Origin of the sequence: Edaphobacter modestus (genome assembly GCF_004217555.1) — a bacterium.
Lineage (GTDB): Bacteria > Acidobacteriota > Terriglobia > Terriglobales > Acidobacteriaceae > Edaphobacter > Edaphobacter modestus.
The window spans coordinates 1906635-1922838 of record NZ_SHKW01000001.1 but is presented as its reverse complement, the minus strand read 5'-3'; the positions used below and the strand labels follow the sequence as shown (position 1 = coordinate 1922838).

At 57.1% G+C, this 16204-nt stretch carries 12 protein-coding genes; 8 read left to right on the top strand and 4 right to left on the bottom strand.

Translation table 11 applies throughout. The annotated features are described in order from the left end of the window. Positions 1-18 precede the first annotated feature (18 nt). The 6 genes from BDD14_RS07935 (at position 19) to mak (ending at position 4597) form a co-directional block, all read left to right on the top strand. Entirely contained in the window at positions 19-507 is a 489-nt protein-coding gene (locus BDD14_RS07935; protein WP_130418325.1) for a GNAT family N-acetyltransferase, read from the top strand. Between the two features lie 138 nt (positions 508-645). Then, complete coding sequence (locus BDD14_RS07930) at positions 646-876, top strand: hypothetical protein (RefSeq protein WP_130418324.1); 231 nt, start codon at positions 646-648, stop codon at positions 874-876. A 75-nt stretch (positions 877-951) separates the two neighbouring features. Further along, positions 952-1611, top strand: coding sequence for a phosphatidylserine decarboxylase (locus BDD14_RS07925; protein WP_130418323.1), 660 nt, complete (start codon positions 952-954; stop codon positions 1609-1611). Beyond that, a complete protein-coding gene (gene pssA / locus BDD14_RS07920) occupies positions 1611-2474 on the top strand; it encodes a CDP-diacylglycerol--serine O-phosphatidyltransferase (RefSeq protein ID WP_242617817.1) in 864 nt (287 codons plus the stop codon). Before BDD14_RS07925 ends, pssA begins: the two co-directional genes overlap by 1 nt. A 33-nt stretch (positions 2475-2507) precedes the next feature. Then, positions 2508-3563 carry an Asd/ArgC dimerization domain-containing protein gene (locus tag BDD14_RS07915; RefSeq protein WP_130418322.1) on the top strand — a complete coding sequence of 352 codons (1056 nt, stop codon included), beginning with the start codon at positions 2508-2510 and terminating at the stop codon, positions 3561-3563. 110 nt (positions 3564-3673) lie between these two features. After that, positions 3674-4597, top strand: coding sequence for a fructokinase (gene mak / locus BDD14_RS07910; RefSeq protein WP_130422853.1), 924 nt, complete (start codon positions 3674-3676; stop codon positions 4595-4597). Positions 4598-5006: 409 nt separating this feature from the next. Here mak and BDD14_RS07905 read toward each other — a convergent pair whose 3' ends face one another. The 4 genes from BDD14_RS07905 to BDD14_RS07890 form a co-directional block, all read right to left on the bottom strand. After that, positions 5007-6845: a CRTAC1 family protein gene (locus BDD14_RS07905; RefSeq protein ID WP_130418321.1), complete on the bottom strand. Its 1839-nt coding sequence runs from the start codon at positions 6843-6845 to the stop codon at positions 5007-5009. Next, positions 6845-8713, bottom strand: a complete 1869-nt coding sequence (locus BDD14_RS07900; protein WP_130418320.1) for a CRTAC1 family protein — start codon at positions 8711-8713, stop codon at positions 6845-6847. Before BDD14_RS07900 ends, BDD14_RS07905 begins: the two co-directional genes overlap by 1 nt. A 162-nt stretch (positions 8714-8875) precedes the next feature. Then, entirely contained in the window at positions 8876-10666 is a 1791-nt protein-coding gene (locus BDD14_RS07895) for a tetratricopeptide repeat protein (protein ID WP_242617816.1), read from the bottom strand. A 149-nt stretch (positions 10667-10815) separates the two neighbouring features. Beyond that, positions 10816-11217 (bottom strand): hypothetical protein, encoded by a 402-nt coding sequence (locus tag BDD14_RS07890; RefSeq protein ID WP_130418319.1) that lies wholly within the window; start codon positions 11215-11217, stop codon positions 10816-10818. Between the two features lie 186 nt (positions 11218-11403). Between BDD14_RS07890 and BDD14_RS07885 the strand changes: the two genes are divergently transcribed. Together BDD14_RS07885 and BDD14_RS07880 are read left to right on the top strand one after the other, a co-directional pair. Continuing rightward, the gene (locus tag BDD14_RS07885) at positions 11404-15051 is read left to right on the top strand and encodes a TonB-dependent receptor (RefSeq protein ID WP_130418318.1); all 3648 of its coding nucleotides are present in this window, start codon (positions 11404-11406) and stop codon (positions 15049-15051) included. A 31-nt stretch (positions 15052-15082) separates the two neighbouring features. After that, positions 15083-16180 (top strand): tetratricopeptide repeat protein, encoded by a 1098-nt coding sequence (locus BDD14_RS07880; protein ID WP_242617815.1) that lies wholly within the window; start codon positions 15083-15085, stop codon positions 16178-16180. The last annotated feature ends 24 nt before the right edge of the window (positions 16181-16204 follow it).

Here is a 16204-nt window from a genome sequence, read left to right as displayed (position 1 = left end):
GGCGAGCTGAGGATAAGGGTGGCTCGAGCGGGCGATGTGGGGGCGGTGATTGCGCTGGAGCGAATGATCTCGACTGCACCCCATTGGGCCGAGAGGGAGTATGCGGGGATTGCCGAGGCCGATGAGGGTGATTCGGTAAAACGGGGTCTGCTGGTGGGGGAGGAAGGGACGTATCTGGTGGGGTTTGCCGTGGGCAAAGTGATTGGGGCCGGAGCCGGCTCGATTGCAGAGCTGGAGAGCGTTGTTGTGGCGGAGACGGCTCGAAGGAAGGGAGTTGGGCGGGCCCTGTGCGAGGCGGTGATTGCCTGGTGCGGAGCGAATGGAGCCGCTGGCGTGGAACTGGAGGTCCGTTCGGCGAATGCCGCCGCGATCGCACTGTATCGTCGCTTGGGATTTGTCGAGTTGGGGCGGAGGAAGGGGTACTACAGCGAGCCCAAAGACGATGCCGTGTTGATGCGGTTGGAGATGGCCGGGCCGGGCAGAGAGGGCTCGCCGCAGAGACCTTGAAGAGGATCGAAAGGTCCGATTTTCGACGGAAACAGCGATACAAAACGGTGGATAACTGGCTTTGCCTCACTTTGACGGGCTGTGTTAGCTTGTTGAGCCAGCGTTGGGAAGTTGAATGACCCTGGAGGTATCGATCGGATGCAGACTGCTAAATATACGGAGCTCCCGAATGTTACACAGCACTTATCCATTCAGCAGCTTGAGCAGGAACACAGCCTGTATGATCGCAGGCTGGACACGTTGCGTTCGAAGTTATTTCTGACCGAACCGGAGAAGCTGGAAGAGATACGACTCAAAAAGCTGAAGCTGAGCCTGAAGGATGAGATGGAGAGGCTTCGGCGTATGGAAGCATCAGACTCGCAGCACTGAGGGTTGAGAAGCCCGCTGGACTCAGGGGGATGCGCCGGAAGGTCAAGTGTGCGCATGGCCGTATAATCGTCACTTATGGTTCGAGATGGATATTTGTACGCGCTGGGTTTGGGAGTCGTAGCGGCAGCAATCTGGCTGCTGACGCACTCCTGGATTCTGCTGGCGCTTCCGCTGCTGCTTGCGGTTTTTTTTCTTTGGTTTTTCCGAGATCCGGAGCGCACGATTCCTACGGGGGCGGGCCAGATTGTATCGCCCGCCGACGGGCTGGTTACCGATACGGAATGGATCGAGACGACTGCCGGAAGCCGGTTGAGATTGAGCATTTTTCTGAATGTCTTCGACGTGCATGTAAACCGCTCGCCGGTGGCCGGTACGGTGAAGCTGGTTGAGTTTCGAAAGGGTGAGTTTCTGAATGCGATGAAGGCGGAGTCGGTTCTTAATAACGAACAGACCCTGATTGTGATCGACGCGGGAGACTATGAGGTAAGCTTCAAGCAGATTGCGGGCCTGCTTGCCCGTCGCATTGTGTGCAATGTGAAGGCGGGTGACAGAGTGGAGCGGGGACAGCGCGTCGGGCTGATCAAGTTTGGGTCTCGCGTGGACGTGTTGCTGCCTGCGGAGGCAGAGCTTAAGGTCAAGACGGGCTCGCGGGTACGAGGCGGGTTATCCGTGCTCGCTGAGGTAACGGATTCCGGGAACCGCTCAGCCAAGTCGGCTGCGGCGGCGGTGGCTTAATGGGAGCCGGACCATCTGATCTGGGGCAAAGAGGAGCGGCGGGAAGAGAGAGACGCCTGCCCAGCCGGGGTATGTATGTGCTGCCCTCACTCTTTACCGCAGGAAACATCGCGGCGGGGTATTACGCGATTACGCAGAGCATTCAGGGGTCGTTTGCTCAACCAGCGTTCTTCGACCGGGCCGCGATTGCCATAGGTTTCGCGGTGCTGTTCGATGGCGTCGATGGAATGATCGCGCGGCTTACGAATACGGCAAGCGATTTCGGCCGGGAGCTGGATTCTCTGGCTGATGTGATCACGTTCGGAGTGGCTCCAAGCCTGTTGGCTTATATGTGGGGATTCCGGATGCTGCCGCCGCTGACGGAGTATGTCCACCTGCGAGATCGCATCCTTCACCTGGGCGTCTTTGTCTGCTTTCTGTTTCTGATCTGCGGGGCGAGCCGATTGGCTCGATTTAACATCAGCGTCAACCCGCAGCCGAGGAATCCCGGGAGGCCAGGAAAGAAGTATTTCGTCGGCATGCCCATTCCGGCCGGCGCCGGCGTAATCGCTTCGGTCGTGCATTTCGAGAATGGAGATCCGATTGGGGATCCGCGATGGTCGGCTGTCTGGCTCTGCCTGATTCTCTTCACCGGATTTTTGATGGTAAGCACGTGGCGATTCTGGAGCGGGAAGGAGATCAGCCTGGGTCAGCGGCATCCCTTCCAGTTAGTAGCGGTGATCGTTGCGGTTGGCGCATTAATCGCGCTGTATTCGGAGTATGTGTTGATTGTTGTGGCGCTGGGATATCTGGTGTCGGGGGTTCTGGCGCGTTTGGCGTACTCGTGGGGACAGAAGAGGCGGCAGGCGGGCGTGCCGAGTTGAAGGTTTGACCGAATCTATTCAGTGCAGGTGGAGATGACAGGCAAGGTCTATCGGATTGGTGTGGTCGGAGCGTCGTCGCTGGCGGGGAAGGAACTAAGCGACGAGCTGGGTGAATCTCTGCTGGCGGCCTCGAACGTTGTGCTGCTTGAAGATGAAGAGGAGAGCACGGGCCAGCTGACTTCTGCGGGGGAGGAAGCGGCATTCATTCAGAAGATTGATAGCGGTTCTTTCGAGCACATGGACTTCGTCTTTTTTGCGGGAGATGGGAAGGGCACGTTGAGGCACTGGCAGGAAGCCCGGAAGGCAGGAGCGAGCATCATCGACCTGACGTATGCGCTTGAGGGCGAGAGCGAGGTGCTGGTGATGTCTCCGTGGGTGAGCGAGGCGCTTGGCAGGCAGGCAGCACTTGAGGTGGGGCTGCATCTGGGAACGCAGGCTGTGATTCCGGCGCACCCTGTGGCAGTGATGCTGGCGCTGGTGGCTGCAAGACTCCAAACGCGGATCCCGGTGAAGACGCTGGCCGCGACAGTGATGGAGCCGGCCTCGGAGCATGGGCGCGCGGCGATGGATGAGATGCACCAGCAGACGGTGAGCCTGCTGTCGTTCCAGGAATTGCCAAAAGAACAATATGATTCGCAGGTCTCGTTCAACCTGCTGCCGTCCCTGGGGTCTGCGGCGAAGGTAGAACTGGGAGCCACAGAATGGCGGATTCGAGCACAGTATAAGGCGCTTGCGAATAAGAAATTGCCTCCGTTGAACATGCAGCTGGTGCAGGCTCCGGTGTTTCATGGCTATGTCGCATCGGTGTTTGTGGAGACCAGCGATGCTGCAACCGTGGCGGAGTTAGAGGGGGCGCTGGCAGGAGAGCATCTCGATATCGTCACAGAGGGCTCGGAACCGCCAAGTAATCTGACCGCAGCCGGACAGGAGGAGATTATGGTCCGTGTGGTGCCCGATAACGATGACGAGGATGGTGGAACGCGATTCTGGTTATGGCTGGCGGCAGATAATCTTAAATTGACCGCTCTGCATGCGATTGCCTGCGCGGGGGAACTGCGCCGGCTACGACCTTCCGGGAAGGTGCAATAAATGATGAGAGAAGCGGTTGTTTCTAGAATGAGATCTATCTCCAAACCGAAAAGGATGACGGCAAAGTGCTGCTGAAGGAAAGGAATTTGCGGCCAGTGACTGAAGTGGGTATGCGTATTGGGATCGATCTTGGAGGGACCAAGATCGAGGCACTGGCAATGGATGAGCAGGGCAAAGAACTGGCTCGCTATCGCGTGGATACACCGAGAGATGATTACGATGGAACGGTCGCAGCGATGGCGGGGTTGGTTCACCTGCTGGAAGAGAAGACGGGAAGGACGGGAAGCGTCGGAGCAGGAATCCCGGGGAGTATCTCTGAGAAAAGCGGTCTGGTAAAAAATGCAAACTCGACATGGCTGAATGGTCGACCTTTGGATAAGGACCTTAGTGCGGCACTGGGACGTGAGGTTCGGATTGCAAATGACGCGAACTGCCTGGCCGTTTCGGAGGCGACGGATGGTGCGGCGGCAGGGAAGCGCGTTGTATTTGGGGTGATTCTGGGCACAGGTTGCGGAGGTGGCGTGGCCATCGACGGACGAGTCCATGCCGGCCCGAACGGTACGGGCGGCGAGTGGGGACATAATCCGCTGCCATGGCCTAATGCGGAGGAGAACCCGGGACCGCTTTGCTATTGCGGAAAACGCGGATGTCTGGAGATGTGGGTTTCCGGCACGGGGTTGGCGCGGGATTACCAGCAGACCACAGGGCGACAACGAAGCGCACGAGAGATTATTGCAGCGTTTGAGGCGGGAGAGAGGGAAGCAGCTGCAATCGTGGATCGACTGGAAGATCGGCTGGCGCGGGGTCTGGCTACAGTGATCAATACTCTCGACCCGGATGCCTTTGTGCTGGGGGGAGGACTCTCTTTGGCACAACACCTTTATGAGAGCCTCCCGAAACGTTTGCCTACGTACGTATTTGGACGAGAGGTGGACACACCGATCCTGCAGGCAAGATTTGGCGATTCAAGCGGTGTGCGAGGTGCAGCGTGGCTATGGCCTGTCTCACGAGAACGATCTACATTCTCGGCTTAGCTGGGCGTTTTTTTTATCTCAGTCAGAACCCTTCGACATGTATCCATGTGTGTTCGCAAGGCAACAAGCCATAACGGCCCTGACAGGAGAAGTTTTGTGAAATTAAATGTCGAGGGGAGTCTCTTCGCACTCTTTCTCGGAGCCCTTGCCGCGCTTCCTAGGCGCGCATTGCCGCGAATGCGACATCTGCAATGGCAGAGAAATTCTGCAACTGTTTTCCACTCCGAACGCGAAGGAGAGCCACGACACTCTGGTGCGACGATCAAGTCCAACGACGCATTGAGCCGTCACATTTCCTGCCGTTATCCTCGGCTTTTCTCAGCACATGAGTATGTCCACATCCTGTCAGTAAACGCGGGGTTCTTCGACGACAGGTAGAACCAGGGACTAAGGAGTGATGAGGAGCTTTCTATCGCTGCTTCGAGAAAGTGTGACCCTTGCCTTCGATGACCTCGAGGATATGGTCGGGAACCGGAGGTGGATCGAAGACCTCGGTAGAGCCGTTCGGCCAGCGAATCTCGATGGAATCAAGCTGAGTATCCGAGCCGAGCCCGAAATGGAGCCGGAGGTCGTTGGATGAGTTGTAGCTGGACCCGCTGCGAACCTCGTCGACCCATACGCGCGTACCGGCGCGGAGAGTGACGCGTGCTCCGATGGCGTCGCGGTTGGAGGTGGTTCCGACGAGGTGCACACCAAGCCAGTGGTTTCGATTGCGAGCGAGATTGACGAGAAGCATGGTGTCATCGGATAGGTTATTGATGACAGCCTCGATACGTCCGTCGTTGAACAGGTCGGCAGTCGCGAGGCCGCGTCCAGATAGGGGATTGAGCAATGCCGGACCGGATGTCTTGCTGATGTCCTTGAATTTCACGAGCCCGGAGGAAGTATGTCCGAGGTTGTAGTAGAGAAAGCGGGGCTCACGGAAGAAGGAGCCAAGACGAGCGGAGTCGACCTCGGGATAGACGTGTCCATTCGCGATGAGAAGGTCTGGCCATCCGTCATTGTCGACATCGGCGAACATGGTGCCCCATCCTAGCGCATCGGTGTTGATGGCGATCCCGGCAGAGTGAGTCTCGTCGGTGAAGGTGCCGTCACCCTGGGAGCGATACAGAGTGGACGTATCGTCGGAGAAGTTGGTTTTGAAGAGATCTAGATGGCCGTCCCGATCGTAGTCGGCGGAGGTGGAACCCATGCCGGCTTGCTCGCGGCCGTCCTCGTTGAAGGCGGCCCCAGCGTCGGCAGCTACGTCGGTGAAGGTGCCGTCATGATTATTTCGGTAGAGGATGGAAGGAGTGGAATCACAGGCGATGTAGACGTCGGTCCAGCCGTCTTCGTTGTAGTCAAGGGTGGTAACGGAAAAGCAATAGTGGCCGTTGGTGCGTTCGATGCCGCTCGGTTTGCTGACTTCTTCGAAGCGGACCGATTCTCCAGCACGACCGCCCCCGAGATTATGAAAAAGAGTGTTGGCGGCGTAGGGCAGTCCGCGTGGTCCACACATAACCGGGACACCCTTCCACATGCAGCCGGGACCGGAGCCGGGCTTAGGGATGGTGGCAAGGTCGAAGTGGACGTAGTTGGCGACGATGAGATCGAGTCGGCCGTCACGATCGTAGTCTACGAAGGCGCAGCCGGTACCCCATTCCTTCCCAGTACCAGAGACTCCGGACTGTTCGGAGACGTCTTTGAAAGTTCCGTTTCCTTGATTGTGGAAGAGATGATTTTTACCGTAGGCGGTGATGTAGAGGTCGTCGTATCCATCATTGTCATAGTCGCCGACACATGCGCCCTGGCCCCAGCCGGAGAAAGCGATCCCCGCACGAACGGTGACATCGGTAAAAGTGCCGTTGCGGTTGTTATGGAAGAGGTGGCTGGTGGGCTTGCTTTTCGATTTGGCGGCGTCGAGCGTGGTGCCATTAACGAGGAAGATGTCCTGCCAGCCGTCACGGTCGTAGTCGAGGATGGCAACGCCGGAGCCGGTGGCCTCGAGGATGTAGCGCTTGGCTTCCGCGCTTCCGTTGACGTTACGGACGAGAATGCCGGCCTTGGCCGCTACATCGACGAACCATGCAGGGGAGGGATGATCTGCGTTGGCTGGATAGAGTTGCGTTTGGCCGTGGGCGGCAAGGGGAGAATAAAAGAGGGCGACCGTGAGCAGGAGGCTGCAGAAGAAGTGGATCTCTTCACGGCGTCGACTTCTGTGCCGCGCTTGGGCGAGAAGCTTCCTGATTTGTTTAGGAATTGGGAACATCAGGACTTCGGTTCTGTAGTCTTCGATTCGATCCGCCCCATAGGAAGGGTCTTGAGAAGTTTGCCGCCTTCCTGAATGACGTAGAGATTGTTGGCGGCGAGTGCAGGAAGCTTGTCGATGGCCCCGGAGGGCCAGTGGATCTCAACGTCAGCCTTCGCGGCGAGGTCGAGGCCGAAGTGGATGCGGAGGTCGTTCTGTGAGAAGTAGCTGCCGCCACTGCGGACCTCATCGATCTGGACGAAGGGCTTCGCCTGGGGCTCATGTTGCGTGGTGATAAGAATGCGTGCGCCGATGCCGGTGCGATTTGATTTTGTGCCGACAGTTCGGATCTTAATCCAGTTGCGGCCAGTGGTGGAATCGCAGCGGAGGAGTTGTGGGAGGCTGTTGACACAGTTGACGGCGACGTCGATGTCGCCGTCGTTGTCGAAGTCGCCGAAGGCGGTGCCCCGAGCAGCGGCGGTCGCGTTGATTCCGGGACCAGCCTCGGCGGTAACCTCTTCGAACTGTCCGTTGCGGAGGTTGCGGTAGAGGTATTTGTGCTGGGCATAGGGTGCATCAACATTGGTGCCTTCGACCTCGGGATATACATGGCCGTTAGACATGAGCAGATCAGGCCAGCCGTCATTGTCCATGTCGAAGAAGCCGACACCCCAGCCCAGGAAGCGCGTGTTGACGCCCAGACCGGAAAGGTAAGTGTGGTCATCGAAGTTGCCACCGCCGAGGTTGACGTAGAGAGAGTCGGTATCTCCGGCGAAGTTGGTCTTAACGATGTCGAGCAGGCCGTCGCGGTTCAAGTCGCCGATGGACACTCCCATACCGGCTTGTGGTTTCCCGTCTGGAGAGTAGGCGATACCGGACTCGATGGCGACGTCCTTGAAGGTGCCGTTTTTCTGGTTCTGGTAAAACGTGGAGGCAGTGGAGTCGTTCGCTACATAGATGTCGGGCCAGCCATCGTTGTCGAGATCGGCGACGGAGACAGAGAGAGCGTAGGTCCCGATCGTCTCCCACATGCCGGATTTTTCCGAGACGTCTGTGAAGGTACCGTCACCGTTGTTGCGATAAAGAATGTTCTTCCCGCCCTGGAGACCGGGTGGACCGCAGGCGACCTGAATGCCTTTGTACGCGCAACCGGCAGCTTCGGGAAGCGGAGCCGTCTTGATGTCAAAGTCGATGTAGTTGGCGACGAAGAGGTCGAGATGGCCGTCGCGGTCATAGTCAAGAAAAGAGCATCCGGTGTTCCAGCGAGTCGTCGGTTGCGTAAGGCCGGCTTTAGCTGTGACGTCCGTGAAAGTTCCATCACCATTGTTGCGATAGAGAATGTTCTGACCGTAGTAGCTGACAAAGAGATCGTTCCAGCCGTCGTTGTTGTAGTCGCCGACGCAACAGCCCTGTCCCCAGCCGCTGCGACCGAGCCCGGCCTTTTGGGTGACGTCGGTGAAGGTCCCATCGCGATTGTTTTTGAAGAGATGGGAGAACGGTTCCTGACCCTTCGGAAAACCTTCAATGCGGGAGCCGTTGACGAGGAAGATGTCGAGCCAGTCGTCGTGGTCATAGTCGAAGAAGGCGACGCCGCAACCAGTCGTTTCGAGAAGATAACGATTCTTGTGCTCGCCACCGTAGATGGTTTTAGCGTTGAGGCCCGACTGCCGGGCCACATCGAGGAAGCTGACGCCGAGCGGAGTTCCAGCGACGGGGGAAGGCGGACCTTTGGGAGCGGGGCGTGGTTTGGCGTCGTAGGTAGGACGCGAGCCGATCTGCGGTGTGCTAGGAACCTGGGAGCCCTGTGCCAGGGAGAGAACATCATCGAGCGTGAGGACGAGCGCGGTTCGAGAGAGAGAGGTAAGGAACGTACGACGGGACCATGTCAAGATCGAGACTCTCCCTCTGTGGCCGCGATGCTAAAGGCTGCCCTAACGGGCATGGCCACGGTGCGTGAAGTATAGAGAAAGGTTGAATGCGAGGCAACGTGTTGTTATGGATCTCGAAAAGCGGACCATTCCATGACATGGCTACACCGATTGCTTCGTAAATCACGGATAGGAATCTGGTTTGGGCTGCGCGAGCCGTTGGGCTTGCTGACGCTCGAGCGCGGCATCGGCAGTCCGGCCCTGTTGTGTGAACGCCTCGGCGAGTGCAGCGTGAGCTTCGGCGAAGTCAGGATCGGCAACGACAGCAGCCTGGAGTTGCGTAATGGCTTCGGCAATCTGGCCGCGTTTCAGCAGGGCTCGTCCACTGTCGAGTGAGAAGTTTGCGCGCTGGCGGCTAACGGCCAGACGGCTCAGGTCTGCCGCAATTTTTCGCTCGGATGCGGCGCCCGTCGTGTCCCCCTGCCGAACGAGAATTGAGGCGAGGGTGATATGCGGGCTGGGCTGGTTTGGCATGAGCTGGATGGCACGCCGAAGAGCATCGATGGCTTTGTCAGGCTGATCGTTCTGCTTGTAAACATTGCCCAGCATCGCCCAGGCGTCGCCATGCCCCGGTTGCAATGAGGTGGCACGCTCAAGCTCCACCTGGGCTTCGGGAAATCGGGCGAGTTGCATATAGAGGATGCCGAGCGTGTAGGGCGGATCGGGGAGTTCAGGATCGAGTTTCGCCGCTTGCTCGAACTCGGGGATTGCGGCGTTGATATCGTCCTTGAGCTTGTAGGCAAGGCCAAGGTCGTAGTGGAGATGAGGGTTGGCGGGATCGACGGCGAGGCCGGCGCGGAACTGCTCGATGGCATGGTCGAGATCGGCCTGCTGCAGGAAGGCGACACCGAGATCTTCGCGAAGCGTTGGGCTTGCGGGTGTGAGCGTGAGAGCCCGCTTGTAAAGAGGAATGGCAGTTTTAGCGTCGCCGACCTGGACGAGAGCGAGAGCGTAGTTGGTGAGCGTGGGAGCATCCTGTTGCCGGACTTTGGCAACCTGCTGGAACAGGGGGAGTGCTTCGCGTGCGTTTCCACTGGCCTGAAGGCTGAGCGCCAGTTCGTACATTGCGTCGATGGAAGTGGGAACGAGTTGCAGCGCGTGGCGCAGGGTTGCGATCGACTGCTCATCCTGATTGGCGGCGCGAAGCGCGCGGCCAAGTTGAAGAGAGTATTCAAGGTTGCTGCTTGAGAGCCGGCTTGCCTGCGTGAGAGGCGCCAATGCACTGGCTGGATTGCGTTCAGCAAGATAGAGGGAGCCTAAGTGATAGTGCGCCGAGGCAAGCGAAGGATCGAGGGCGATCGCTCGCAGGAAATGGGGTTCGGCTTCACCGTATTGTTCCCCCCGAGCGAGCAACGTGCCAAGGGCATCAAAAAGCGTAGCACTCTGGGGCGAAGTTGTGAGGGCTTCTTCGATACGAACCTTTGCGGCAGAAAATTGAGCGGTGGCCTGGAGTGCGCTGGCGTAGGCGATCACCTGCTCAGCAGTGAGCGGTTGATGCACTTTGTCCACGGCCTGGAACAGTGGGATGGCTTTTGCGTTGTAATGAAGCTGCACGTAAGCGAGAGCGAGGTTGAGGATGGCATTGGTATCGTGTGGGTCAAGCTTTTGGGCCAGTTCCAGTTCGGAGACAGCTGCCTTTGGGTTGTTTTCGGCCAGCAGCACGGTGGCAAACGCGGTATGTCCGGCAGCGACGTTAGGAGCGAGGCGTACGACCCGGGCAAACTGGGCGTGGGCCGTGCGTAGGTCGTTGCGTTGGTAGGCTTCGGAGCCGGCACGAAAAGCGGCGTTAGCGGCTTTGAGATTGCCGGTAGCTGGGGGCGATGGGCTGCTGCTCTGAGCGTATGCGGCGCCAGCCATCAAGAGATAAAGGAATGTGATGCGTAGGACACAACGGCTCGTGAGACATCCTCGCATTTGGATGCAATCCTACGACTTGAAGAGCGGCTTCGCAACGCTAGCTTGTCATAAGCTCCCCGCGTAGTCTTTTTTTATTTCAGGCTGGCGATCCAGACCGCGTAAGCAGGTAACGCGATTCCGGTGAGGCTGGGCCGCCGATGTTCCAGCTAGGCGTCGCTTGCGAGAAAGCATGTTACCTCGCCGAGGGTGAGATGGTCGTTGGTGGGTTGAGTCTGCGCCAGCACCGCCTCGGGAGCGATGAGTGCGAGTGTCACAAAAAGAAGGGAATCGTGCGGCCAATGCGGGCGAGCCAATCTGTATATCTGTATCTTGACATGGGCGTGATACTTCATGTCGATCGCAGAAGACTCTAGCAGCACCACGCAGAAGATGACGCGGTGAATGGAACAATCCTCATGGCGTACTAGCAGGATGTTTTTTGAGTGAAGGACGAATAAAGCGCAAAGATGGCGCGAGGTCAGACCGATGGGGGCTTGTGCGGTAGGAGCCCGGTGGTCTTCCAGTTGCATCTGGAAGCCACGAACATTGCCGTTGACATTCTTCAGCAATGCGAGTACCGTTCGCGTTCGAACAGGGCTTTGGATTTTTGCTGTGCGAAGAGTGCTGAACCCCGGAGTCTAAGATCCTGCCTCAGCCAGAGGAGCTTGCGAACCACTCACGCGTCCGATAAGTTCGCAAAAGCACCCTTAGCAATGGGACAGGACAGAGCAGCATCCTTTTAGGAGAGTCTTGTCATGAGCGTCGCGACTCGAATCAAATTATTGTCTGTCGTCTTTTTTCTGGTAATCCTTTCGACCTCAACTCAAGCGCAGGCTGTTTACGGTTCGATCTATGGAACCGTCACCGATGCCACCGGTGCCGTAGTGCCGAACGCAGCCGTTACGGTAACAGATACTGCGAAGGGAACAACGAGCGTAGTTCAAACTAACGCGAGCGGTGAGTTCACGGCTGACCACCTGATTCCCGACATCTACGACGTGAAGGTTACAGCCCCGGGATTTCAAGGCTTTCAACAGTCAGGTATCCAGGTCTTTGCCGATACCTCGGTGAAGGTGCAGATCAATCTCACCGTGGGCTCCTCAGACCAGACCATCGAGGTTACCGCTGATTCCGTGCCGCTGCTGAAGACGGATCGCGCAGATATATCGACTGTATTCAACTCGAGGGAGGTCCAGAACCTGCCCCTTGTTGGGCGCAATTTCACCGGACTACAGCTGCTGTTGCCTGGGGCACAGGAACTGGGGTGGAGCCATGCCGCGAGCGAGAACCCGCAAGGCAGCAAACAGATCATGGTCGATGGTCAGGCCTTTGCCGGAGTGGCGTACGAGTTGGATGGAACGGATAATCAGGATCCCATCCTCGGCATCATCGTCGTCAATCCGAACCTCGATTCGCTGTCAGAGACCAAGATCACGACGCAGAATTTCGATGCGGAGTTCGGAAAGGCTGTCTCCTCTGTCGTGACAGCTCAGACGAAATCGGGCTCGAACAAGTTCCATGGCTCTGCATTTAACTATCGTCAAAGCGCCGCGAATCTTGCCAGAAACCCATTCACACAGGGACCGACCCAGGGCAAAATTCCACAAGCATTGAGGAACCAGTTTGGCGGTTCGATCGGCGGTCCAATCATCAAAGATAAGCTCTTCTTCTTCGGCGATTATCAGGGTGTGCGACAGAAGGTTGGAACATCCCAAACACAGACGGTCCCATCTTCCTTGCTGGTCCAGACCTGCCTTGGGAAGCAGGTAGGGCCAAGCGGTATTCCCGGTTGCGATTTCAGTGAATATGCAGCCAATGTAACCCCCGCGGGCGCCGGTGTCATTTATCAGCAAAACGGTCAGCCCTATCCCGGAAACGTCATTCCTGCGTCGCAGGTTTCACCCCAGGCCAGGAACTTCTTCGCAATGCTGGAGCCATACGCGCCGAATAATCCTGGGACCTTCAACGGACTCAGAAATAATTACAGCGGCGGCGGGACGGGCGGCCTGAACAGCGACCAATGGGACGTGCGCGGCGACTTCCAGATGAATGAGAAGGTTCATTTCTTCGGGCGCTTCAGCCGGTTCACCGATACTTTAAGTGGCGGAACGATGTTTGGCGCGGCTGGAGGAGCAGGATTTGGTTTAGGTGGCTATGGCGGCACATCGAAGGGGGCCAATGATAGCCTTGCCCTTGGCACAGACATCGTTTTGAATCCAAAGCTGGTGACTGATATCCGCCTTGGCTACTTTCGCTACAACATCATCACCTCAAAGTATGATCAGGACGTTCCACTCGCCAACGACCTCGGCATTCCGGGCATGAATCTGGGCACTCCTGCTACCGGGGGAGCTCCAAGTTTCCAGTTGGCTGAGGTTGGAACGACCACAGGACCGCAGCCCGCAAATCCACAGAGCCAGGGACCTCAGTACGGTGCAGGTCTCAACGTCAACCGTTGCAATTGTCCTTTGACCCAGAGAGAAGATCAGTACCAGATCGTGAACAACTGGACAAAAATACTTGGGACACACTCCATCAAAGTGGGCGCTGACCTGCGTTATGCTCGCAATCTACGTGTCCCAAGCGATAACGACCGCACAGGAATCCTGTTCTTCAGCAACCAGCCAACCTCGAATCCCTTGATCACCACCGGCCCCCAGGGTGGTATCGGTTTTGCAACCTTCGCCTTGGGCCAAGTGACGGGTTTCCAACGGTTTGTGAGTACTTCCACGAATGCGAAGGAGTTTCAGAAACGTTACTTCTTCTATATGCAGGACACGTGGCGCGCTACCGACAAATTGACCCTCAACTACGGGCTGCGCTACGAATTCTACTTTCCAGAGACAATCAACGCCCCAGCCAATGGTGCTCTGCTGGATATGAACACTGGTTACCTGAATGTTGCCGGTGTAGGGGGTGTTGCAAGCAATATGAATTGGGGCAGGAATACGAATACCTACAGCCCGAGAATTGGCGTAGCTTATCAGATTCGTCCCACCACGGTACTCCGAGCTGGATATGGGCGCAGCTTCGACATCGGTGTCTTCGGCTCGATCTTTGGGCACGCCGCCACGCAGAATCTACCCGTTCTCTCAAGCCAGCAAGTAGTCGCCACTGGCGGTCCGTTGAGCCAGGCGTTTACTCTCGCGTCGGGCCCCCCTGCTCCGGTGCCCATTGCGGTGCCTTCTAACGGGTTACTGCCGAACCCTGGTTACGCTGTCAACTCACGTGCGCGGCCCAATCCACTTCGGCTTCCAACTCTCGATGCCTGGAACCTGAGTCTGCAGCAGTCGCTGACGCCCACGCTGTCACTAACAATTGCCTATGTCGGCAACAAGGGCACCCATACTATGGGCGACAACAGCGCCAACACGGTCAATCCCATGGAAGCAGCAATCAATCTCCCCGCGGAGTACAGTATTACGGGTCAGCCTCTCCACTATGATTCTTCCGTCAGCTCAAGCACCAACTATGGTGTGAGGGCATTGAATGGACAGCCCGTTGTTGGCATCGCGCCCAATGGAGGTACGAACAACTCAATCTATCTACAGCGTTACTATGGCGGTAAGCTTGCGGCGTGTTCGGCTCCGGGCTATCAGACAAATGACCCGCTTATCTCAAATGGCCAGTGCGGCTGGACAAACGGCATCACGGACTACAGCAACAATTTTGACACGCACTATAACGCGTTGCAGGTCTCACTTGCCAAGCAGTTCGCGCGTGGGTTCTCTCTCAACGCGAACTATGCCTGGCAGCGTGCAACAAGCTGGGCACCGGGCTTCTCGACCTGGGACAAGAACGCAGTCAAAGGCCGGGACAGCGCGCTCAGGCAGCAGCAGATCATTATTTACGGTTTTTTCCAACTGCCGTTTGGCCGTAACAAACCCTTGTTTGGCCAGGTAAATCCTGTCGTCAACCAGATCATCGGCGGATGGGAAGTCATCCCGGTGATCAATTACTCAAGCGGCCTTCCCTTTACACTTTCCTACGGCTCATGCAGCACCAGCATTCCTTCATCGGCGCCCTGCTATGTGAATGGAAACCCCGGGGCGTTTCGTCCTCAGATATCCGGTTCTCCAGGGCATAACCTCACCTATTTCAAAGCACAAACATTGGGAGGCACCTTCACCGCCCCTGGTCCCGGTCAGATTGGAAACATCGGAAGAAACAGCGTCTTTGGCCCGAACTTTTTCAATTCGGACATGGCTATCCAGAAGAACTTCTCCGTTAAAGAGATGGCAACGCTCCAGTTCCGCATGGATGCCTTCAATGTCTTCAATCACATTAACTATGGCCTACCAACTGGCAACATTGAACAGGACGGTATCATTAGTGCAGGCCCAGGTGTCGATGGCACAACCAACCCACGTCAGTTGCAGTTCTCGTTCAGAGTGCAGTTCTGACTTCTTCAAGGAATGTCAATAAGGGGGAGCCATGGGTTCCCCCTTTGTCTATACACTCATGTTCACCATGGATCTTCCAATGTCGTTCAGGAGAGCACTGGCTCTGTCCGCGGTGATTGCGGTTGCGTCCTTTGGAAGAGGACAGCAATCTGGCTCGAGCGTGGTGAATTCACCCTCAAGCGCAATTGCCAACCTCACTCAACTGCGCCAGATGATCGATCGCGGCCACGCCGCCGAGGCTTTACAGCAGCTCGATCAACTGAAATCGCAGTCTTCGAACATTCCTGGCGTTGACCGGTTGCGGGGGGTTGCTTTCTATACGCAGAATCGTTTTGCGGAGGCGGATATCGCGTTCGCCTCCGCGCTCAAGCTGGACTCGCGCGATGAAGAAGCAATACAGATGCGCGGCTTGACTCTTTTCCGTTTGGGCAAACCGTCTGAAGCGATTCCCCTGCTCGAGGCGGCTCACAACTGGACTCAGGAGACGAGAACCGATCCCAGTTATGTCCTGGCGCTTTGTTACATCGACACTCGTCGTTACGACGATGCCCGCCGCGCCTTTGCCAGTCAGTATGGATTCCCTCCCGACTCGGCGGCCGCCTATCTGCTGGCGGCTCGCATGTTTCTGCGTCGTGAGTATGTTCCGGTCGCGAAGGAGTCTGCGATAAAAGCGCTCGATCTGGACCCGAAGCTGCCGATGGCGCACGTGTTGCTAGGAGAGATCGCGCTGGCCGGGGAGCATCTCGACGATGCGATCGCAGAGTTTGAGAAAGAGCGCGTTCAGAATCCATTGGAAGCCAGCAGCTATGACAGGCTAGGTGATGCGTATACGCGAGCAGGTGACTACACGCGAGCACAGCAGGCCCTACAGCAGGCCCTACTGCTGGAACCGAATTCAACTGGACCTTACATCCTGCTAGGAAAGGTGCTGTTGAAGCGTCAGGATGGCGTAAACGCCGCCATGTACCTGGAGCGCGCAGCAAAGATGGATCCCAGTAACTCCATGACCCACAGCCTGCTTGGACAGGCATATCGTCTCTTGGGGAGGACCGAGGATGCGAGCCGCCAGACTGAACTGGCGGAAAAACTCCAGTCTGCCAATCAGCCGAAGTTACAAAATATCCGGTAGCGTCGACCGTGTTGCCGGCCTGTA